We start from the raw sequence: 20,695 nt of genomic DNA on the forward strand, positions 1-20,695 counted from the left end.
CCAACCGAATAATTTTAAATTGTTCCACGTGGAACAATTATATACTTCGTCTTTTTATCTTTTCGACAGATAATAATCCTCTTTCGATCGCATTAATTTCTCCTCATCATCCGACTTGTCTTTATATCCACAATAATGTAAAATTCCGTGAATCATTACTCGAGCAAGTTCATCATCAAAAGTGACCTTAAATTCTTCGGCATTTTCTTTAACACGATCTATGGAAATATAGATTTCACCATGTAGTTCTTTTCCTACTGAATAATCAAAACTAATAATGTCTGTTAAGGTATCGTGATTGAGAAAATCGACATTTAATTTATGTAGATAATCATCATCCACAAAAATGTAATGAATCTCGCCTTCTTTACAGCCTTCTTCTAATATGGTGTTTATAATCCAGTCAGTAACTTTCTTTTCGTCTTGAATTAAAAACTCGGTTTCGTAGTTAAAACTAATCATTGGTCTTTTTAAAATACTCTTGAATTTTCTTCATAAAATGATTTTGCAAAGGTAAGGCTTGTCTATTTAAAATTTCAGTAGTATTAAAATATTGTTTAGCTGTTGGAATTTGGCTAGGGTTGGTCTGATTAAATTCTTCTTTATTGGTCTCTGATTTACGTTTAGAATCTTGGCCCTGCATAAAGGAGGCATTTTCCAATTTTAACAATTGGTGTTGTAAATCCATCATTTTCTGAAGCGTTTGATTGGTAAATCCTGTATTTAATAAATCTAATTCAATCTCTTCCATCTGCTTTATAAGTGCTCCAGCAGATTCAATTTTTCCTTCTTTAGCTAATTTGTTTTCTAAGGCTTGACGTAATAATTGTTGTTGCTGATAAATTTTAAATAACTCACCATTCTGTTCTTCACTTCCACCCTCTCCATAACCATCATTCTTTTTACCTTCGCCATCACCTTCACCTTCCTTAGCTTCTCCATTATTTTTTCCATCCTTTCCATTTTTTCCCCCTTTGCCATTCTTTCCATTCTGACCGCTTTGATTCCCTTCGCCAGATTTTCCATCTTGACCACTTTTACCACTTTCACCTTCTTTACCGTCCTGACCTTGGTCACCTGGTTTTTTACCTTCTCCTTCCTTACCCTCTTCACCAGGGGCCTCACCTTCACCTTTTTCTCCTTCTTCTCCTTCTTTACCTTCTTCACTTTTCTTAAGTCCTTCTTCCATTTGTTTATTGAGCTCTTCTTGACTCATAATAATGTCTTGTAACTGTTCTTCACCCGATCCAGAACCTGAGGAAGGCATCATTTCAGATTCCATATTATCTAAAACATCACTTAAAAAACTCGCCAATTCATTAGTAGCTGTTATAGCGTATTGCTGTGCTCCTACACCTTGATAAATTCTGTTTTCTGTAAGTTCAGATAAAGCCTTATCCACGTTAAAATAGACGTCTGTAATATGCGTATTTACCTTTTCAGATAACTTAGGTTGTCTTAAAGATAATGCGAATAAACTATCATCTATATGCTCAAAATGTTCCCTTAGGTTGTTTTGTTGAATAATATATTTTCCATATTTATTATTATTTATATCAATGGATCTAAAGGTTTCCATCAAATCTTCTTGATCAAATGAATACAGCAGTAAATTCTTTAGAATTTTACGAAGCATATCAATGTCTTCAGCCATTTGGTCGCCACCACCACCTCCTCCTGCCATGGCCTGCATCATTTTACTCATCTCCTTCATTTTCTTAGCTGCCTTTTTTTGGCGTTCTTCAGCTTTCTTCTGATCTTCTTCGGCTTCCTGTGGTTTTTGGTCAGATTCACTCTGTTCTTTCTTCTCTAAGGCTTCCTTAGCCTCCTTTTGATCGAACTTAACGCCATCTTCAAGAAATTCGTCTCTTGGTATATCTAACGGCTTTTGTAAACGCCTATCATCGCGTTTCAATTCTTCAAGATCCTTTTGAATCTCGTCAAATTTCTTATTGAGTTCTTCTTGAGCCTCTTTAGTATTTTCGTTTTCCTTTTTAGCTAATTTTTCTTGCGCTTCAGATAATTCGTCTAATTGTTTAGAAATTTTCTCAGCCTTTTTCATCACATAAAAACGCTTAGTTAATTCCAACAACTGTTGCATACTACGTTGCTTATTCTTATTCTGCTTGGCTAATTCTTCCAGTTTTTGAGTAAACTCTTCCTTATTAATCTTGTCTTTTAATTTTTCAAGTTCTTCTAGAAGTTTTTCGTCTTGTTTTAGTTTCTCTTCATTTTCCTTGAGACGTTCCTTTAAATCTTCTTTAAATTGATCGTCTTTCTTTTCATCCTTTTGAAATTCCTCTAAATTATCTTGAAGTTTTTTGTTGAAGTTTTTCATCAACTGTTCTTGTTGCTTCTGACGCTTTAAAAATTCTTCAAACTTTTTCTTATCGTTAAAATTCAGACTTTCTTTTTCCTTTTGAGTCTTTGTTAACTCTTCAAGTTTTTTATCTTGCTCTTGAAGTTTATCAAAGGTTCTACTAATATCTTTTATGGTTTCATTCTGCTCATTAAGCTGCTTCTGCTCTTCTTCGTCTTTAGTTAACTTTCTATAGCTATAAATAGAACTTTTTGTACGCTTATAATTGTGAAGTGCATCATTATCGTATACTTCAAAATACAATTGATAACTTACGCCTTCTTCTAAATTAAATTGATTTGGAAAAGCACTAACAAACTCCGAAAAATTTGATTGTGATATATGAATCGGTTCAATCACTTTTTTACTTTCATCTTCCGAAGGATAATACACCAATTGCAACTTGCTTAAACCATAGTCGTCACTCGCCTGTCCATAGAAATAAAGGCTTTGCTGATCCAAGGTGTCTACTTGAACTTTAATATTTAATTCAGGATAACTGTCCTTAATTACATTTATATTATAGGCTAAATTTTCGTAATCCTTAAGCTCGTCATTACTCGTAGTTATGCTGTAATTATAATTGTTATAAAGACGTTTTGAAGCTTCAAAATTTCCGTTGTCACTAGCTTTAAATCTTAAGGTATCTTCAGCATAAATATGGACTCCCGTGGTGGATTTAGTTTTAGCTCTCCACGTCACATTTGTGCCTTCAGGAATAACCGCAGAACCTGTGCTTTTTAATACTTCATCTTGCTTTTTAGTATGAGATGGATAATCTAATACCATTTCAAAATTGAGGAGATTTGGTGTGTTCACCACGTTTAATTTATAAGGCTTTGAGGTGACGCCATTGGCCGATAAGGTAAATTCTACTGTCTCTTTAGGAAGACTGAAGGTATATTGAAATTCACCTGGTGCTACTTGTTGTAAAAAGTAAGATTGACCCTTAAATTTGATCTGTGCATTCTCTGGAATCACATCTCCAACAGTTGAAATATTCAATTTAAAATCCTTGTTTTCTATAGCTTGAAGCGATTCATTCAATACAAAAAACTGAAATGGTGCTGGCGGTTCATAAGCGGTTTTATAATTTACAACACGCTCATAACTATCACTGAACCAATTTATTTTACCAGTGACCAACGACAACAATAAAATAGCAATAGGAATGGCTGCATATTTTAAATATTTAGTATTCGATTTAAAATTTATGGCAGATTTAAAAGGAATCGGTTGCAATACTCTTGACTTCTGCTCTATACTCGCCATTAATAAATCTGACTGATGTGAACTTTGATTAAGTTGAAGCACATTCAGTAGTTTATCGTTTACTTCTGGAAAATGATTTCCAATTAATTTGGAAGCCGTTTCAAAATCAATTCCCTTTCTAAGTTTAAATAAGTGAGCTAATGGAATAGCAATAAATTTGACAAATAGGGCGAATTCTACCGCGATAAACGTCCAAAATAAAATAGTTCTAGCCCTTGGATTTAACCATAGTACATACTCTACAAATAAGGTCACAATAAGATATAACAAGCCAATAGCGAAAAATAGAATGGCGCCTTTTAAAAGTTCATTGGTATAATACCTTTTAATGAACTCTTCTAATTTGTTTTGTATGGTTTTGAAATTGCTCATTTTTAGCTGATAAGCCTCACTTTTATTTATAACTATGTAATCTACAAATTTATTTCAATTGCAATTTCGGTAAAATTGATAAGATTCTGTTAATTTAAGGCCTTTTGCTGTTAAAAAAGGAGTTTAGCGCCGATTTCGACCTTAGATAAAGGTCCTTATTATTTTCTTACTCAAGTTTTATCTACGTTCGAGAATCGAAATCACCTTATTCTCTCTCCTATTTTCTTTGTTCTATAATCTTATCAAACTATCTTTGCTGTATTAGAACTGCACCATAGCCTATCGAAAATACTTCGACTGCCTTCTGTGTGACGTTCAGTATAAATTCAACCTTTATTATGTCTAAAAAAGTACGTGTGCGTTTTGCACCAAGTCCAACAGGACCTTTGCATATTGGTGGTGTAAGAACTGCCTTATTCAACTATTTATTCGCTAAAAAACACGGTGGAGATTTTATCCTCAGAATTGAAGATACAGATCAAAACCGCTATGTTGAAGGCGCAGAAGACTATATTACTGAAGCTTTAAATTGGTGTGGAATTGCCTATGATGAAGGTCCAAATAAGAACGAAAAGTTTGGTCCATACAGACAAAGTGAGCGTAAACACATATACAAACAATACGCAGATCAATTAATTGCTAATGGTAAAGCGTATTATGCTTTTGATACAGCCGAACAATTAGACGCTGAACGAAAAGGTCATGAAGCTGAAGGCAAAACGTTTATCTACAACTGGCATAATCGTGAAAAAGGACGCTTGGTAAATTCTTTAGTATTAACTGAAGAGGAAACTAAAGCAAAAATTGAAGCTGGTGAAGATTACGTTGTTCGATTTAAATCACCACAAGATGAAACCTTACATCTTACAGATATTATCCGTGGAAATATTACCATTGATACCAATATATTAGACGATAAAGTTTTATTTAAAAGTGATGGTATGCCAACCTATCACTTAGCGAATATTGTAGACGACCATTTAATGGAAATTACACATGTTATTCGAGGTGAAGAGTGGTTGCCTTCTTTAGCATTACATAAATTATTATATGATGCTTTTGGATGGGAAGCCCCTGAATTTGCACATTTACCATTAATTCTAAAACCAACAGGCAAAGGAAAATTAAGTAAACGTGATGGTGATAAATTAGGTTTCCCTGTATTCCCATTAGAGTATACAGCTCCAGACGGAACAGTTTCTAAAGGTTATAGAGAAGATGGATACTTTCCAGAAGCTGTTGTGAATTTCTTAGCATTCTTGGGATGGAATCCTGGAACAGAACAAGAATTATTTAGTTTAGATGAATTAGTAAAAGATTTTGATTTAGCTAGAGTTAATAAAGCTGGTGCTCGTTTCGATCCTGATAAAACGAAATGGTTTAATCACCATTATATGCAAGAACAATTGGATTTAGATTTAGCGGAGCAATTTAAAGCCCTGCGTCCTGAGTTAACTGATATTGATGTAAACTTTGTGGCTTTAGTGGTTGGTTTAGTAAAAGAACGTGCGACGTTTATTCACGATTTTTGGGATTTAAGTCACTTCTTTTTCACTTCGCCATCAGAATATGATGAAAAAGCATTTAAAAAAGCCGTAAAAGAGGAAACTCAAGATTTACTTCAAGAAGTCATAAATTTAGTGACCTTAACTAAAGAATTTACGGTTCAGAATTTACAAGCAAAAATAAAAGGTTGGATTACAGATAACGAAATTGGTTTTGGAAAAGTAATGATGCCTTTACGCTTAGCTTTAGTTGGCGCTTTACAAGGACCAGATGTTTTTGACATCATGTTTATGATTGGTAAAGCCGAAACGGTGAAACGAATAGAACATCTTTTAGAGCACGTTTAAAGATTTTTAGTTCTCTTAATTTTTAGGTTTAATAATCAAGTATTGTAACAAATTATAGACTTTGTATACTTATACTACAAAGTGTATGATTTTCATACTATCTTTAAAAGCAGATAATATCAATTTCAAAAAATGCAAATTGACTTACTTTTAATCTCTTGTATTAATTAAACTTAAAAATCTTGTTATGGGTCAAATTATTCTAATTCCAATTATATTTTTTGGATTAATCATTTTAGCATCATCATTTTTTATGGTGAAACAGCAAACTGCTGCAATTATTGAACGTTTCGGTAGATTTCAAAGTATTCGTCATTCGGGATTACGTATGAAAATTCCATTAGTAGACCGTGTTGCTGGTCGGTTGAGTTTAAAAATTCAACAATTAGATGTTATTGTTGAAACCAAAACCTTAGATGATGTATTTGTGAAACTAAAAGTTTCTGTACAGTATAAGGTAGTTACAGAAAAAGTTTACGATGCTTTTTATAAATTAGATTATCCGCATGAGCAAATCACCTCTTATGTTTTTGATGTGGTACGTGCCGAAGTTCCAAAAATGAAATTAGATGATGTTTTTGTGAAGAAGGATGATATTGCTGTAGCTGTAAAAAGTGAATTAAACGACGCTATGATGGATTATGGTTTTGATATTATTAGAACTTTAGTAACAGATATTGATCCAGATCCTCAAGTAAAAATAGCGATGAACCGTATTAATGCTGCCGATAGAGAAAAAACAGCAGCACAATATGAAGGAGATGCACAACGTATTCTAATTGTTGAAAAAGCAAAAGCCGAAGCAGAAAGCAAGCGATTACAAGGACAGGGTATCGCCGATCAACGTCGTGAAATTGCAAGAGGTTTAGAAGAATCTGTAGATGTTTTAAATCGTGTAGGTATTAATAGTCAAGAAGCTTCTGCACTAATCGTTGTAACACAACATTACGATACTTTACAAGCTATTGGAAGTGAAACTAATTCTAATTTAATCTTATTACCAAATTCTCCACAAGCAGGAAGCCAAATGCTAAATGATATGGTCGCTAGTTTTACAGCGAGTAACCAAATTGGAGAAGCTATGAAAAACGCAAAAAACAAGAAAAAGGATGAATAAACTAAAATCAATAACTCTTGTAGTAGCATTAATGTTTGGTACAAGTGTATTTGCTCAAACTAAAACAGAGGCTTTAAAAGATGCCAAAGCAACGTCAAGCGCTACTATAAAAATGGATTTTGACACTGTTTTAAAATATACACTTCCATCTGCACTGGACATGATGGGAGGAAAAGATGCGGCTTTAAAAGTCATACAAGCCACTTATGAAGGCATGTTATCTCAAGGATTTGTATTTGAAAAAGCCGAAGTTATTGGTGTATCTGAAATTGTAAAAGAACAAGGTCAATACAGATGTGTGGTTGAAAATTTCAATCAAATGGTGATGTCTAACCAACGTATATCTTCAAAAAGTTATTTACTTGGAATTTATAATGAAGCGGATAAACATTGGTGGTTTATTGAAGCCAGTCAATTGAAAAATGACGCTTTAAAAAATCAAATTCTGCCAAATTTTGAAACGAAACTTAGTATTCCAGAAGATGATGTAAAAGTAGAGCCAATCCAAGATTAGATTATAATATTCTAACACTTTAGTATCAACACAAAAAAACCTCGAAACATTAATTTCGAGGTTTTTTTATTGGTATTCATTATTTCAAGCTTATAGATCAGTAGCTTCAGCGACTAAAATTTCATTTTTATCCTCTTTAGCTTTCTCTATAAATTCATTTATAGCGTCATTTCGTTCTAAGCCATTTTTAAGCAATTCTTTCAACGCAATTAAAGTTGCAATGCGTGTACCTGCTTTTTTAACAGCAGTGCCAAATAAAGGCTCTAAATCGTCATAAGAGACCTCTTTAGCAAGCTCTTGTATTTCTGCCTTAGATTTTAATTGCTTTTCTTCCGGTAAATTGGTGTATTTCTTACCTAATTGTTGAATCACACTAATCGCAGAACGTTTTTGTTGCTGTTGCTTAGGTTTATTTTGATTTTGATTCGTCTGCGGCTTCGGCTTTTGCTTTTCCCAACTATCTCGTAAACCTACCGTTTTATTGAAGACTAATTTTTCAGGAGTTGAATCGTTATCAACATTAAAATAACCTATACGTTGAAATTGAAACTGCTCTCCTACTTTAGCTTCTGCTAAACTTGGTTCTAAATAACCTGTTTTAATGGTTAAAGAATTCGGATTTAAATAGTCCATAAAATCTTTATCCTTATCACCATCTGGCGATTCGTGCATAAATAAACGATCGTATTCTCTAACTTCAGCTGTAATAGCATGTTTTACAGAAACCCAATGCAATGTTCCTTTTACCTTTTTAGAGGTATCTTCATCATAAGTACAGTGAACTTCTAAAATATTTCCATGATCATCCTTTACCACAGAATTAGCTTTAATGATGTAGGCATTTTTCAAACGGACTTCACCACCTAACTTCAATCTAAAGAATTTACTTCCAGCTTCTTCTTTAAAATCATCCTTCTCAATATATATTTCTCTTGAAAATGGCACTTTTCTGAAACCAGCCGCTTCATCTTCCTGATTATTTTCAGCTTCTAACCATTCCTCTTTATCTTCAGGATAATTAGTAATTACGACTTTTAAAGGATCTAAAACAGCCATCACACGATTAGCTGACTTATTTAAATCTTCACGTACACAAAATTCTAGAAGCGAAACATCTATGACGTTTTCACGTTTAGCTACACCCACTTTTTTAATAAACTGACGGATAGAATTTGGGGTATAACCACGACGACGTAAACCTGAAATGGTTGGCATACGTGGATCGTCCCAACCCGATACAATACCTTCTTCAACCAAACGTAATAGTTTACGCTTACTCATGATGGTATAACTTAGATTTAAACGAGCAAATTCTCGCTGCTTTGGTGCTAGAGGCAATTCATCCTTACTGTATTCATAAACGTGGTCTCTAAACCAATCGTAAAGCTTTCTATGTGGTTTAAACTCTAAAGAACATAAGGAGTGTGAAATTTGTTCTAAATAATCACTTTCACCATGTGTCCAATCGTACATAGGGTAAATACACCAATCATCTTTAGTTCTATGGTGATGTGCATACATAATACGATACATAATTGGATCACGCATAAGCATATTAGGATCTTCCATATCAATTTTAGCACGAAGTACATGTGTTCCTGCTGGAAATTCTCCTGCTTTCATACGTTGGAATAAATCCAAGTTTTCTTCAACACTACGATCTCTATACGGACTATTAGTTCCTACCTGAGTTGGTGTTCCTTTCTGTTCGGCCATAGCTTCAGAAGACTGACTATCTACATAAGCTTTTCCATCTTTAATCATCTGAACTGCCCAATCATACAAGGTTTGGAAATAATCAGAAGAATACAATTCATTTTCCCATTTGTACCCTAACCAAGCAATATCACGTTTTATAGCATCTACATATTCCTGCTCCTCTTTTGATGGATTGGTATCATCAAATCTAAGATTTACAGGCGCATTATATTTTTCACCCAAGCCGAAACTAATTCCAATAGCTTTAGTATGACCAATATGTAAATAACCATTTGGTTCTGGAGGAAAACGAAAACGAAGTTTTTCTTTTGGTAAACCATTAGCGAGATCTTCCTCTATGATATGCTCAATAAAATTGAGTGCTTTTGTTTCTTCTGACATCTTTTAGGTATTAGCTGTTAGGAATAATTCGATGATAAAAATCTAATAAAATTACAATTTCTAACCTCATTAATCCGGTTGGCAAAATTAAGCAAAATGTAACATTTATTCACTTTTTTACACTGATAGTATCAATGAACTTAAACTATTAAAAATGAATTATAAATGTCCGAAATGCGATAATCGTACCTATGAGCTTGGTGAAATAAGAACTACAGGTGGATTATTAACAAAAATATTTGATATTCAGAATAAGAAATTTAGCTCAGTAACTTGTAAAAGGTGCAGTTATACCGAGTTTTATAAAGCTAAAACTGGAGCATTAAGTAATATCTTTGATTTGTTTACTCATTAAATTTTTAGATATAATTTCTTGAAAAATTTAACACGAAGTGCCATTAGTAATATTACTTTTGACTTATGGGAATAATTAAAGTTGAAAATATCAGAGTTTTTGCCAATCATGGTTGCTTAAAAGAGGAAACCGCTATTGGTAGTGATTATAGAGTTGATTTGGAGATAAAAGCAAATTTAAAAAAGTCTTCAAAGACAGATGAATTAAGCGATACAGTAGATTACGTATTTTTAAATAAAGTGGTTAGAGAGGAAATGGCTATTCCTTCCAAATTGCTCGAAACGGTTGCACAACGTATCTTAAATCGTGTTTTTAAAGGCAATCGATTAATCACCAAAGCCACCGTTGCAGTGAGTAAAATTAATCCTCCGATTGGTGGTGATGTCGAGATGGTGACTATAAAAATGTCTCAAAAACGAAAATAGTGAGAGACTTTGAGGTGAAATAGCAATTAAACCTAGATTTTTTTAATACTAGATTTAAAATTTCACTTGCTATACCATATATAATTTTTATATTTGCGCTCTTGTTAGCCTTAACAAGAATCCTGATTTATTAGGGAATTAGGGTGTCGTGGCCGAGTGGCTAGGCAGTGGTCTGCAACACCATCTACAGCGGTTCGAATCCGCTCGACACCTCAGTTAAAATGAACCTTCAACTTTTGTTGAAGGTTTTTTTTATTTTAAATTTTTAGAAAATTTTTATTAAGAGTGGCGCGCTTCGAATCCACTCGACACCTCAGTTAAAATGAACCTTCTGCTTTTGTTGAAGGTGTTTTTTATTTTAAATTTTTAGAAAATTTTTATTAAGAGTGACGCGCTTCGAATCCACTCGACAACTCAGTTAAAATATACCTTCATCTTTTGTTGAAGATTTTTTTTATTTTAAATTTTTAGAAAATTTTATTAAGAGTTACGCGCTTCGAATCCACTCGACAACTCACTTAAAATATGCCATCATCTTTTGTTGAAGGTTTTTAATTTTAAATTTTTAGAAAATTTTGATTAAGAGTTACACGATTCGAATCCGCGCGATATTTCAGATTAGCCTTCAACAAAATATGAACTGTTCTTAATACTTAATTTTAAAAATAGTAGATTAAGTCCAACGCTATTAAAATTCTTAAATACTGTCTTTTACTTTTTGCTTATTAGTATTATTTACACTCAAATTTATTATTACAATTATCAATTGAAGGATTCCGATTAGCCAATAAATCGGAAACTTTAAATATGTATAAACCATTTCAAAACTGTCTGTCCATTCAGCTATAATTGACAGTTCAATTATCATTGAAATTAAGGGTAGAAATAATCCAAATAGGAGTGCAATACCAATACAACCTACAATTTTGGCCTAATAATTATTCCAAATCCTAATATTTATATATACTAAAATTCCAATAATTAAATAGTCAAAATAGCCTACTAGCATTAATTGTCTTTATAGATTGTTATATTGAAAAGGAAACTTTAGATTTTAATAATAATCTATATTTAAATAGGATTAACCCGTTCAATTTGTTCCTTACTTTTCTCGTAAATTTCTGGGAATAGTCCTTGTGTTAATAGTAAAATTCCAAAGCCCAATATCACTAAGGCTACAATTTTCTTGGTTTTAAAAACACGTCGAGGAGTGAGTTTACTTTTTAAACGTTTTGCGGCTGCTATCTTAAACAGATCAGTTATAAAATAAGTGATTAACATGGTTGTTATAAAAACCATAACTCCATTTTCTGACTTAGTTATTGAAGTCCCAATAACTATAAAACCTAACCAACCTAATAATACACCAATGTTAATAAAGTTAAGTAAAAACCCTTTTATAAACAGTTTACCATAATCCTTCTTTGGGAGATGAATTCTATGGTGTTCTCGGACGATTGACCGAAATGATTTAGAAGTTTTTATAAAGGAAATAAGACCATAGACGATTAAGAGAACGCCACCAAAAATTAAAATATTCGGATCGTCTTTTATCTTGTCAATAAGACGGTTAGTACTAAAAAAGGCGACAGCGATAAATATGATATCGGCCAAAATTACACCTAAATCAAAAATAAGGGCACTAGTAAATCCTTTGGTTGCACTGGTTTCCAATAAAACAAAAAACACAGGACCAATAGTAAATGCTAAAATTATTCCGAAAGGAATCGCTGCAAATATATCGTCTAACATGTAAATCTCGCGGTTTACACAAATGTAAGAAACTCAGACGAGTTTACATACGTTTTATTGAACCACCAAGTACAGTGTTTTCTTCTATTTGCTTAGGTTTTCCATAAATATAAACCGATCCACCAGCTTTAACCTTAACGTTTGCCGATTCTGTAGTATGAATATAAGCTTCACCACCGGCATTTATATTGATCTCTGATGTCTTGGTAATAAAGTCTTTACCATTAAAGAATCCTCCAGTATAAATAGTAATATTCTGTTGATCAGAACTTCCTGTAACATTGATAATACCTCCTGTAACGGCTTTAAAATTTGAATACGTAGTTTTTAAGGCCGCAGTAATTTCAGCGCCTTCTTGAACTCTTAAATCCACTTCATACTGATCTAAAACATCCCTTACCGTTACTTTTGAGCCTTCATTAGCATCAATCACATCTACAGCATTGTAATATAAAATCACTACCGTATCATTTCCATCAAATATTTTTTGAAAATTCATGCGAATTTTAAGTTGTCCATTTTTAATTACAACTTCAACATCGTTTCTATTTCTTCCTGAAACAACTACTTTATTTTCCTTCGATTTAATCATTTTAAGATGGATTAAATCATAGACTTTTACTGTTGAAAATTCTCCAATATTTTTTTCAATAGATTCTTGAGCATTTAACGATATACCTAAAGTTAATGCTACAAAAAATATAAAATATTTCATACTTGAATTCTTATGTTATGGTAATTACTTTCTTACTGAAAAACCACTTGAGTTTAATTTCATCACCATTTTTCTTTTTTATTATACGTCTTTGTGGTGTAAATATCACGGTTATCATTGCTGATATTACAGCTAAAACCATTTGATTAATATCTACAAAAAACGCTTGTATACTAAATCTAACTGTTATATAAATAACGGTGAATATTAAAAAAACGTATAGACCAGCTTTTGTACTTGTTTTCATATATTTTTTATAAAATTCATATGCAATTCGCAATTACTTACGAATTATTAATAATGAACGGACTGATTAATTACTTAGACCACTTTAACTGCAGTACCCGTAACAGAAACCATGGCATAATTAGAAGTAGTAAGTTCTATTTCAACTTTAATACCAACTACGGCATTTGCATTCAGTTTTTCAGCATTTTCTTGTAAACTCTGAAATGCCTGTTCTTTAACTATATCTACACTTTCCTGCATTTTTGTATAGTATTTAGCCATACTAAATCCCATAGAAATCACTTCTTTATTAATAGATACTCCAGTAACTATACCTAGGTAATTAATAATTTTGTGACCTTCAATTGAGTTGGTTGTAGTAAGAATCATTGTACTAAGTTTTATTTAAACAAATTTCACCAATACTAATGAAATTCGTCTCTACATAATTTGTTAATAGAAGTTTTGGAATTATTCAGGTTTTCCAATCATATAAAAGTCTAAATGCTTTTTAACTAAATCTGCATTTTTAACCTTCACAATAACTTCATCACCAAGCTGATACATAGTTCCAGTTTTTTTACCAATCATAGCATATTGATCTTGGTCGAATTGATAATGATCGTCTTTCATATCTCTAACACTCACCATTCCTTCACATTTATTCGAAATAATTTCAATATAAATTCCCCAGTCAGTAACCCCAGAAATTACACCTAAGAATTCTTCATCTTCATGATCTTGCATAAAACGAATCTGCATATACTTGATAGAATCACGCTCTGCTCTAGTGGCTAAGTATTCCATATCACTAGAATGCTTACATTTTTCTTCATAAACTTCTTGGTTAGCCGAAGGTTCGCCATCTAAATATCGCTGTAATAAACGATGCGCCATGACATCTGGATAACGTCGAATTGGTGAGGTAAAATGACTGTAATAATCGAAAGCTAAACCGTAATGACCAATATTTTCAGTCGTATATTCAGCTTTAGACATGGTTCTTATCGTCAATGTATCTACTAAATTTTGTTCTTTTTTACCAACAACATCTTGTAATAAATTATTTAAAGATGAAGCAATACTACCTTTAGTTTTAAAATTTAGTTGATGTCCAAATCTTGCTACTACCGTTTGAAGTTGGGCTAATTTAGATTCATCTGGTTCATCGTGAACACGGTAAACAAAAGTTTTTTCAGGTTTCTGTTTTCCAACAAATTCCGAAACTTTTCGGTTAGCTAATAACATGAATTCTTCAATCATTTTATTAGCGTCTTTACTAGTTTTGAAGAAAACTCCAACTGGATTTGCCTCTTCATCTAAATCGAATTTTACTTCAACTTTATCAAAAGAAATTGCGCCTTCTCGCATTCGTTCTGAACGCATTTTTCGGGCGAGTTGGTTCATTTTAATCGTTGCCTGAGCGACTTCAACAGAGGTTTGATATTCTTTTCCAGTTAATGAAACTTCTGCCGGAATGGTCGTATCAATTTTTTCCTTGTTCTTAAGCACCTCATCAGCGCTTAAATTTTCATTATTTTCTATAATGGCTTGAGCTTCTTCATAAGCAAAACGCGCGTCTGAATAGGTGACCGTTCTTCCAAACCATTCATTCTTAATTTCGCATTTATCGTTCATTTGAAAAACCGCAGAAAAGGTATATTTCTCTTCATGTGGTCTTAACGAACAAGCGCCATTCGATAAAATTTCTGGTAACATTGGCACTACTCTATCTACTAAATACACAGAGGTAGCACGTTCATAGGCTTCATCGTCTAATATAGTTCCAGGTTGTAAATAATGAGAAACGTCGGCGATATGAATTCCTATTTCGTACAAACCATTATCTAAAACTTCAAAGGATAAGGCATCATCAAAATCTTTAGCATCTTTTGGATCAATGGTAAAGGTTAAATCTTTACGCATATCTCGACGTTTTGCGATTTCTTCAGCAGTAATCGACGTATCAATTTTATTAGCAAATTCCTCTACTTCCTGAGGAAATTCCATAGGTAAACCATATTCTGCTAAAATCGAATGAATTTCAGTACTATGTTCGCCAGGTTTTCCTAAAACTTTAATAACTTTTCCGTTAGGCGAATCTGCTTTATCTGGCCATTCTTCAAGAGATACTAACACCTTGTCGCCATCTTCAGCTTTGTTTATTTTATTAATCGGTACAAAAATATCGGTGTACATTTTATTGCCATCAACAACGACAAAAGCGAAATTCTTTTTTTCGTGAATTTGAATAACACCAACGTATTCTGTTTTTGCGCGCTTAATAATTTTAGTGATTTCACCTTCTTGCTTACCGCGATGTTTTCTTTTGTAAGCATGAAATTCAACTTCATCGCCATCTAAGGCTTTATTAATATTATTCGATGCGATGAATATATCTTCTTCGAAATCGTCCGAAATAATATAACCGTTTCCTTTAGAACCTAAATCTAAGACACCTTTATGGTAGTCTGAATTAGCAACTGCGGAAAATTTGCCACGTTCTACTTCTACTATTTCTTCTTTAGCCTTTAATTGCGCTAATTTTTTTATAATCTGATTGCGACTACTGGCATCATTAACGCCGAGTTTAGCTGCAATTTGCTTGTAATTAAAAGATTGATTACTATCTTTTTTTAAAATACTAAGAATTGTATTTGTAAGGTTGGAAATCTTATTATTTGAAGGTTTCCTTTTTTTCTTTTTTGTCATTTAATAAATGTAATCTAATTATATGTAATTGCTATTCTAGGTTAACTTGAAAATCGATGAGATTGTTACTCAAGTTAGGAATAACTATGTTCTTTAAAACTTAACTTTAGCGAAGAGAGGTTATTAAGTTTCGTACAAAGTTACGTTTTAATTTCTTAATCGTGTTTAGCTAATGTTAAATTAATAAAAAGAGATTCAATATAGACAGATCTTAAAGTTTAATTGAGAATTTTTCTTCTTATCGTTTTTAAAAGAAATTTCATTCCAGAGATATTTTTTCAGTTATCAACATATATATACATATAATCAGTTTTCTTTTAAATTTTAAAAAATAAAATGATGTTTATTATAGGTTGTTAATAATGGCTATAACTTTTTGATGTTTTATTTTGATATGATCCAATTTACATTCTGTTAGCCTTTAGTTAACAATTTATTCATCTGTAAAGACTTCATTTCTAAGGAAATCTTAAAAGCTATTAACAGCTGTTAATAAGTGTTGTTAATAGAATTCATTGATATGTTTTTTGTAAAATACTGTTCATACTGTCCAATTTTAGTTTGATAACTTATTTTAAAAAAGTAGCTAACTAATTAGGTTATTACAACCGAGTTTTGGTTTGAAAAATTTTATGAATATTCCTAATTTTTCTTTTCAAGACTTGTGAACAGTTATTAACAAGTAATGAGCATTTCTATTAACCAACTTTAATTATTTGTAACTTTGTGTTCTTAAAGTTAATTAAATAATTGTCTATCAGTATGAAACGTAAAAAATTAATATACTAAGGATATTAACAAGCTTATTAACTACTTTAAAAGACAATAAAAAATATTAGAAAATGACTATTTCAATAGGTAACGATCACGCAGGGCCAGAGTATAAATTTGCTATTTTAAAACATTTAGAAGCTAAAGGACATACTATAACTAATTATGGTACAGATTCTTTAGATAGTGTTGATTATCCTGATTTTGTTCACCCTGTAGCTAAAGATGTAGAAGCTAAAAAAGTTGATTTTGGTATTTTAATTTGTGGAAGTGCTAATGGTGTAGCTATGACCGCTAATAAATATCAACATGTTAGAGCTGGGGTTTGTTGGACAAATGAAATCACTGAATTAACAAGATTACATAATAATGCTAATATTATTTGTATTCCAGCACGTTTTACTTCTATTCCACAAGCACTTAAAATGGTAGATACTTTCCTAGAAACTGAATTTGAAGGTGGTCGCCATCAAAACCGTGTTGATAAGATTCCTGCTGGATGCTAGATAAAGCTAATAGTTTACTTAAAATTCAAGTTAGATCTTTTGAAGAATTAAGTACTCAGGAATTGTACGCTGTGCTTCAATTGCGAAGTGAAGTTTTTGTTGTTGAGCAAAACTGTGTGTATCAGGATATTGATGGAAAAGATCAAAAAGCCTTGCACATATTAGGTTTTAAAGATGATAAATTAGTGGCCTATACAAGAGTTTTTAAGCCAGGATTTTATTTTGAAGAAGCAAGTATAGGAAGAGTTGTAGTGTTAATAAGTGAAAGAAAACACCATTATGGTTACGATATCATGAAAGCTTCTATTGAAGCTATTAAATCACGTTATAACGAAACAAAAATTAAAATTTCAGCTCAAACTTATTTGAAATCCTTTTATAATAATTTAGAATTTTACGAAGTTGGCGAGGAATATTTAGAAGATGGAATTCCGCATATTGCTATGCTACGATCTATTTAGTTTCGTAGATACGAGTGACTAAAATCTCTACACGTCTATCTAATCGAGGTTCGCCACCAAGCGGCATTTTTCTACGCATACCAACAAACTTCATGCGGTATGGTCTAACGCCTTTTTTTGCTAGATAATCATAGATATATTTAGCACGGGCGACTGAAAGATTGCGCTTTTTCGTTTTACGATCTATAGCATCTCTTTCACCTTGAGTACAACAAACATGTCCTTCTATTGTAAAATAAATATTTGTGCGTTCTGCGAGAATATCGGCAATTCTATCTAATACAACCTTTGATTCATTAGTGAGATAGCTATAACCTGTTCTAAATAGTAAATTATCTAATAAAATCTTATCACCTTCTTTTAAATCTCCTTTTAAAAGGTCTTCAGCATTTAGTTTTTCGGGCTTTACTTCCTTTGGTTTAGGTGGGAAAACTGGAGTGACAATAATTTCAACTTTTCGGTTTAATCCTCTAATTTTTTTAAGATCATCTTCACGAATGATGTTGAGTAAAATTTTACCTTTTCCATCAACATTAGTCATTTTAGATTCGTCAAATTCGTTGTTCGAAAAGACTTCTTTAATTGCATCAGCACGTTGTTGGGATAAAACAAGGTTATAATTATCACTTCCTCTATCATCAGTAAATCCGTAAATAGATATCTTTTCGATATCCATATTTTCTATTTGAGATAAAAATAAGAGAAGTCTGCTGTGCTCTGTTTCGGGAATATGATATTGGTCGGTCTCAAAATAGACTGCGTGTTTCAATTCTTGCTGAGCAAATGAAAGCTGAAAACACAGACTTAAAAAAACAATTAGGGACTTCATGTGTTGTTTTTATAATTTCAAAGGATCAAGCCAATAGTCATAATTTATCAAATCTTTTGCTTAAAAATAAGATTTTGTTAGTTACAATATCGTCATAAACTAAGGCATTTTCTTAGCATTTGAAAAAATTTGCGATGTTAAATATAGAAAAAATTAACTGCTATCTCAAAATACTTGCATATTGAATTGGATTATTAAGAATACTTAAGGCACGATTAATTTCTGTATTATTAGCCGAATAGTAAGTGTATAATCCTTCACTGTAAAAATATCTTTTAATAATTTCGTCTGTTAATAAGTCTACCAACTGAGCTTTATTTTTATCTATAGCATTAGTTTTATAAGATTTTAAGGCTTTTGTTAATTCTTTGAATTCAGTGTTAATAAGATCATCAAGAGCCTCTTCTTCAGCAATTTTTATAGCATTTTGAAGGGCTTCTTCGGTCTTAGTTTCAAAATCGAAACCGCTTGTGTTTATATAGTTTTTAAATTTTTTGAATTCTGAATCAGATAATTTGAAGTTTTTTAAATCGTCAACCTTATTGTTATAGTAATAATTTGTAGCAAAATCGAAGATTAAATTTTCATTATAAATCGCTTTTGTTATCGGTGTATGTTTAGAATTTTCTACCTCAATATCTGGTTGAACTCCTCCTCCATCAAAAACATCACGTCCATTTCTAGTTTTAAATACATTATAATTTTCTTGTTGAGTTCTCTTAGCTTTTCCACTTTCATCTCTATCAGAATAATCTAAAGATTGAATGCAACGTCCTGAAGGCGTATAGTATCTAGAAATGGTAATTTTCATTTGTGTGCCATAAGTCAAGGCTTTTGGACGCTGAACTAAACCTTTTCCAAAACTTCTTGTACCAACAACCACGGCACGATCCATATCTTGTAATGCACCTGAAACGATTTCACTTGCCGAGGCACTTCTACCATCAATTAAAACCACTAAAGGCATCTCAGTATCTATTGGATCACGTTGTGTATAATAGGTTTTATTGTATTTCTTTACTTTGGATTTAGTGGTAACAACTAATTGGTTTTTAGGCACAAAAATGTTAGTAACATTCACAGCTTCATTCAATAAACCACCTGGATTTCCTCTAAGATCTAAGATTAATTGAGTGGCTCCTTGATTTTTTAATGCACGAATAGCACTAATTGTTTCTGCAGACGCCTTATCATTAAATTTTCTTAAAACTATATAACCTGTTTTTTCATCTACCATAGAGTAGTGAGGAACAGCTTTAATTTCTAAAGATTCACGAATAATCTTAATCGTATTCGTTTTCCCTTGACGTTTATAAGTAATTGACACTTCGGTTCCAGCAGCTCCTTGTAAAAGGTTGGCCGCATCATCTTTAAAATCGGCTACGGTAACATTATCTACTTTAATAATTTCATCTCCGGCTTTTAAACCAGCTTTATCCGCCGCATAATCTTTATAAGGCTCTACGACAACTAATTTATCTTTTAAGGTTAATATCTTTGCTCCTATGCCTGTATAATCGCCTGAATTATTTATTCTCGATGCTTCTACGTCTTGTTCGTTATAAAATTGGGTATAAGGGTCTAAATCGTTTAACATGCTCTTAATGGCGGTGTCCATAAGTTCTCCAGGATTGGTCTCATCGACATAATTCATGTTAATTTCCTTATATAAGGTTGTAAATATTTCTATCTGTTTAGCGATTTCAAAAAAATCATTCTTAAAGGCCGTGGTTCCAAAGAAAATAAGCAAGGCTAAAACAGGAAGTATTATTTTTTTACGAAGAAGTGTTTTCATGTGTCAATTTTTAATCTGTGTTTAGGTCACATGGAATCTAAAATATTTAAACGTTGATTTTAAATATTGGATTTCATTGGTCAACATTTTTACTCTCTAATTCTTTTTCAAACTTCTTAATTTGGGTAAAGAATTTTTTAAATAAATGTTTCATGCTATGGTTCAGTTTATCAAAACTTGTTCCATCCTTACTAAGGTACAAAATCATAAACGCATAAGATGAAGAACTATTGTTAAAATATAAGGGCCTATTGAGTCGGTAAGCTTCACGCATTAAACGTTTAATTCTATTTCTAGACACCGCAGTCTTATGCAAACGTTTACTAACAGAGACTCCAGTTTTTAGTTGAGAACCATCATCAAAATCAGTTTTAAGATACACCAAACGAAGTGGATAAGCGGTTACAGCCTTTCCTTCAGTAAAAAGCTGCTCAATGAGCTTTTTGCTTTTTAATTTATCTTTTTTTGAATATTTGAAGTTCATTACACGAATATCTATAGTCACAAAAATAGAAAACCGCATCAACTTGATGCGGTTTTATTATACTTATCTTTAAGT

At 32.1% G+C, this 20,695-nt stretch carries 18 protein-coding genes and 1 tRNA gene; 8 read left to right on the forward strand and 11 right to left on the reverse strand.

Going from position 1 to position 20,695, the window contains the following annotated elements:
- Positions 1-54: 54 nt before the first annotated feature.
- The gene (ybeY, locus tag DFQ11_RS03655; RefSeq protein WP_110474364.1) at positions 55-462 is read right to left on the reverse strand and encodes an rRNA maturation RNase YbeY; all 408 of its coding nucleotides are present in this window, start codon (positions 460-462) and stop codon (positions 55-57) included.
- Positions 455-4,003, reverse strand: a complete 3,549-nt coding sequence (locus DFQ11_RS03660) for a DUF4175 family protein (RefSeq protein ID WP_110474366.1) — start codon at positions 4,001-4,003, stop codon at positions 455-457. The genes ybeY and DFQ11_RS03660 overlap by 8 nt, the downstream gene beginning before the upstream one ends.
- A 338-nt stretch (positions 4,004-4,341) precedes the next feature.
- On the opposite strand from DFQ11_RS03660, the gene gltX reads away from it, so the two are divergent.
- The 3 genes from gltX to DFQ11_RS03675 all read left to right on the forward strand — a co-directional run bounded on the left by gltX (position 4,342) and on the right by DFQ11_RS03675 (position 7,487).
- Positions 4,342-5,856: a glutamate--tRNA ligase gene (gene gltX, locus DFQ11_RS03665; RefSeq protein WP_110474368.1), complete on the forward strand. Its 1,515-nt coding sequence runs from the start codon at positions 4,342-4,344 to the stop codon at positions 5,854-5,856.
- Positions 5,857-6,043: 187 nt separating this feature from the next.
- A complete protein-coding gene (locus DFQ11_RS03670) occupies positions 6,044-6,973 on the forward strand; it encodes an SPFH domain-containing protein (RefSeq protein WP_110474370.1) in 930 nt (309 codons plus the stop codon).
- A complete protein-coding gene (locus DFQ11_RS03675) occupies positions 6,966-7,487 on the forward strand; it encodes a hypothetical protein (protein WP_110474372.1) in 522 nt (173 codons plus the stop codon). Before DFQ11_RS03670 ends, DFQ11_RS03675 begins: the two co-directional genes overlap by 8 nt.
- 90 nt (positions 7,488-7,577) lie before the next feature.
- Here DFQ11_RS03675 and DFQ11_RS03680 read toward each other — a convergent pair whose 3' ends face one another.
- A complete protein-coding gene (locus tag DFQ11_RS03680) occupies positions 7,578-9,587 on the reverse strand; it encodes a glutamine--tRNA ligase/YqeY domain fusion protein (RefSeq protein ID WP_110474374.1) in 2,010 nt (669 codons plus the stop codon).
- Between the two features lie 154 nt (positions 9,588-9,741).
- Between DFQ11_RS03680 and DFQ11_RS03685 the strand changes: the two genes are divergently transcribed.
- From DFQ11_RS03685 to DFQ11_RS03695, 3 genes are all read left to right on the forward strand, one after another.
- A complete protein-coding gene (locus tag DFQ11_RS03685; RefSeq protein ID WP_110474376.1) occupies positions 9,742-9,942 on the forward strand; it encodes a zinc ribbon domain-containing protein in 201 nt (66 codons plus the stop codon).
- 65 nt (positions 9,943-10,007) lie between these two features.
- Positions 10,008-10,367: a dihydroneopterin aldolase gene (gene folB / locus DFQ11_RS03690; RefSeq protein ID WP_110474378.1), complete on the forward strand. Its 360-nt coding sequence runs from the start codon at positions 10,008-10,010 to the stop codon at positions 10,365-10,367.
- Positions 10,368-10,509: 142 nt separating this feature from the next.
- Positions 10,510-10,580, forward strand: a tRNA-Cys gene (locus tag DFQ11_RS03695).
- An 858-nt stretch (positions 10,581-11,438) separates the two neighbouring features.
- Here the strand turns inward: DFQ11_RS03695 and DFQ11_RS03700 are convergent.
- The 5 genes from DFQ11_RS03700 to DFQ11_RS03720 form a co-directional block, all read right to left on the reverse strand.
- On the reverse strand, positions 11,439-12,119 hold the full coding sequence (locus DFQ11_RS03700) for a LysE family translocator (protein WP_110474380.1): 681 nt from the start codon (positions 12,117-12,119) through the stop codon (positions 11,439-11,441).
- Between the two features lie 43 nt (positions 12,120-12,162).
- The gene (locus DFQ11_RS03705) at positions 12,163-12,834 is read right to left on the reverse strand and encodes a head GIN domain-containing protein (protein ID WP_110474382.1); all 672 of its coding nucleotides are present in this window, start codon (positions 12,832-12,834) and stop codon (positions 12,163-12,165) included.
- Between the two features lie 10 nt (positions 12,835-12,844).
- A complete protein-coding gene (locus DFQ11_RS03710) occupies positions 12,845-13,081 on the reverse strand; it encodes a hypothetical protein (RefSeq protein WP_110474385.1) in 237 nt (78 codons plus the stop codon).
- A 74-nt stretch (positions 13,082-13,155) separates the two neighbouring features.
- The gene (locus DFQ11_RS03715) at positions 13,156-13,452 is read right to left on the reverse strand and encodes a heavy metal-binding domain-containing protein (RefSeq protein WP_110474387.1); all 297 of its coding nucleotides are present in this window, start codon (positions 13,450-13,452) and stop codon (positions 13,156-13,158) included.
- 81 nt (positions 13,453-13,533) lie between these two features.
- Positions 13,534-15,774 (reverse strand): ribonuclease R family protein, encoded by a 2,241-nt coding sequence (locus DFQ11_RS03720; protein ID WP_110474389.1) that lies wholly within the window; start codon positions 15,772-15,774, stop codon positions 13,534-13,536.
- Between the two features lie 842 nt (positions 15,775-16,616).
- Here DFQ11_RS03720 and rpiB point away from each other — a divergent pair.
- Positions 16,617-17,051, forward strand: a complete 435-nt coding sequence (gene rpiB / locus DFQ11_RS03725; RefSeq protein WP_110474390.1) for a ribose 5-phosphate isomerase B — start codon at positions 16,617-16,619, stop codon at positions 17,049-17,051.
- Positions 17,045-17,512: a GNAT family N-acetyltransferase gene (locus tag DFQ11_RS03730; protein WP_110474393.1), complete on the forward strand. Its 468-nt coding sequence runs from the start codon at positions 17,045-17,047 to the stop codon at positions 17,510-17,512. The genes rpiB and DFQ11_RS03730 overlap by 7 nt, the downstream gene beginning before the upstream one ends.
- Here DFQ11_RS03730 and DFQ11_RS03735 read toward each other — a convergent pair.
- From DFQ11_RS03735 to rnpA, 3 genes are all read right to left on the reverse strand, one after another.
- On the reverse strand, positions 17,505-18,341 hold the full coding sequence (locus tag DFQ11_RS03735) for an OmpA family protein (protein WP_110474394.1): 837 nt from the start codon (positions 18,339-18,341) through the stop codon (positions 17,505-17,507). The two genes, DFQ11_RS03730 and DFQ11_RS03735, sit on opposite strands and share 8 nt — an antisense overlap.
- Before the next feature lie 160 nt (positions 18,342-18,501).
- Positions 18,502-20,136: a S41 family peptidase gene (locus DFQ11_RS03740; RefSeq protein WP_110474396.1), complete on the reverse strand. Its 1,635-nt coding sequence runs from the start codon at positions 20,134-20,136 to the stop codon at positions 18,502-18,504.
- Between the two features lie 73 nt (positions 20,137-20,209).
- Positions 20,210-20,659, reverse strand: coding sequence for a ribonuclease P protein component (gene rnpA / locus DFQ11_RS03745; RefSeq protein ID WP_373287841.1), 450 nt, complete (start codon positions 20,657-20,659; stop codon positions 20,210-20,212).
- Between the last annotated feature and the right edge of the window lie 36 nt (positions 20,660-20,695).

Source organism: Winogradskyella epiphytica, from assembly GCF_003217215.1.
In the GTDB taxonomy this organism is placed as follows: Bacteria; Bacteroidota; Bacteroidia; order Flavobacteriales; family Flavobacteriaceae; genus Winogradskyella; species Winogradskyella epiphytica.

Coding starts and splice junctions, on each gene's coding strand:
- ybeY (WP_110474364.1), bottom strand. CDS start 462: ATGATTAGTTTTAACTACGAAACCGAGTTTTTAATTCAAGACGAAAAG.
- DFQ11_RS03660 (WP_110474366.1), bottom strand. CDS start 4,003: ATGAGCAATTTCAAAACCATACAAAACAAATTAGAAGAGTTCATTAAA.
- gltX (WP_110474368.1), top strand. CDS start 4,342: ATGTCTAAAAAAGTACGTGTGCGTTTTGCACCAAGTCCAACAGGACCT.
- DFQ11_RS03670 (WP_110474370.1), top strand. CDS start 6,044: ATGGGTCAAATTATTCTAATTCCAATTATATTTTTTGGATTAATCATT.
- DFQ11_RS03675 (WP_110474372.1), top strand. CDS start 6,966: ATGAATAAACTAAAATCAATAACTCTTGTAGTAGCATTAATGTTTGGT.
- DFQ11_RS03680 (WP_110474374.1), bottom strand. CDS start 9,587: ATGTCAGAAGAAACAAAAGCACTCAATTTTATTGAGCATATCATAGAG.
- DFQ11_RS03685 (WP_110474376.1), top strand. CDS start 9,742: ATGAATTATAAATGTCCGAAATGCGATAATCGTACCTATGAGCTTGGT.
- folB (WP_110474378.1), top strand. CDS start 10,008: ATGGGAATAATTAAAGTTGAAAATATCAGAGTTTTTGCCAATCATGGT.
- DFQ11_RS03700 (WP_110474380.1), bottom strand. CDS start 12,119: ATGTTAGACGATATATTTGCAGCGATTCCTTTCGGAATAATTTTAGCA.
- DFQ11_RS03705 (WP_110474382.1), bottom strand. CDS start 12,834: ATGAAATATTTTATATTTTTTGTAGCATTAACTTTAGGTATATCGTTA.
- DFQ11_RS03710 (WP_110474385.1), bottom strand. CDS start 13,081: ATGAAAACAAGTACAAAAGCTGGTCTATACGTTTTTTTAATATTCACC.
- DFQ11_RS03715 (WP_110474387.1), bottom strand. CDS start 13,452: ATGATTCTTACTACAACCAACTCAATTGAAGGTCACAAAATTATTAAT.
- DFQ11_RS03720 (WP_110474389.1), bottom strand. CDS start 15,774: ATGACAAAAAAGAAAAAAAGGAAACCTTCAAATAATAAGATTTCCAAC.
- rpiB (WP_110474390.1), top strand. CDS start 16,617: ATGACTATTTCAATAGGTAACGATCACGCAGGGCCAGAGTATAAATTT.
- DFQ11_RS03730 (WP_110474393.1), top strand. CDS start 17,045: ATGCTAGATAAAGCTAATAGTTTACTTAAAATTCAAGTTAGATCTTTT.
- DFQ11_RS03735 (WP_110474394.1), bottom strand. CDS start 18,341: ATGAAGTCCCTAATTGTTTTTTTAAGTCTGTGTTTTCAGCTTTCATTT.
- DFQ11_RS03740 (WP_110474396.1), bottom strand. CDS start 20,136: ATGAAAACACTTCTTCGTAAAAAAATAATACTTCCTGTTTTAGCCTTG.
- rnpA (WP_373287841.1), bottom strand. CDS start 20,659: ATGCGGTTTTCTATTTTTGTGACTATAGATATTCGTGTAATGAACTTC.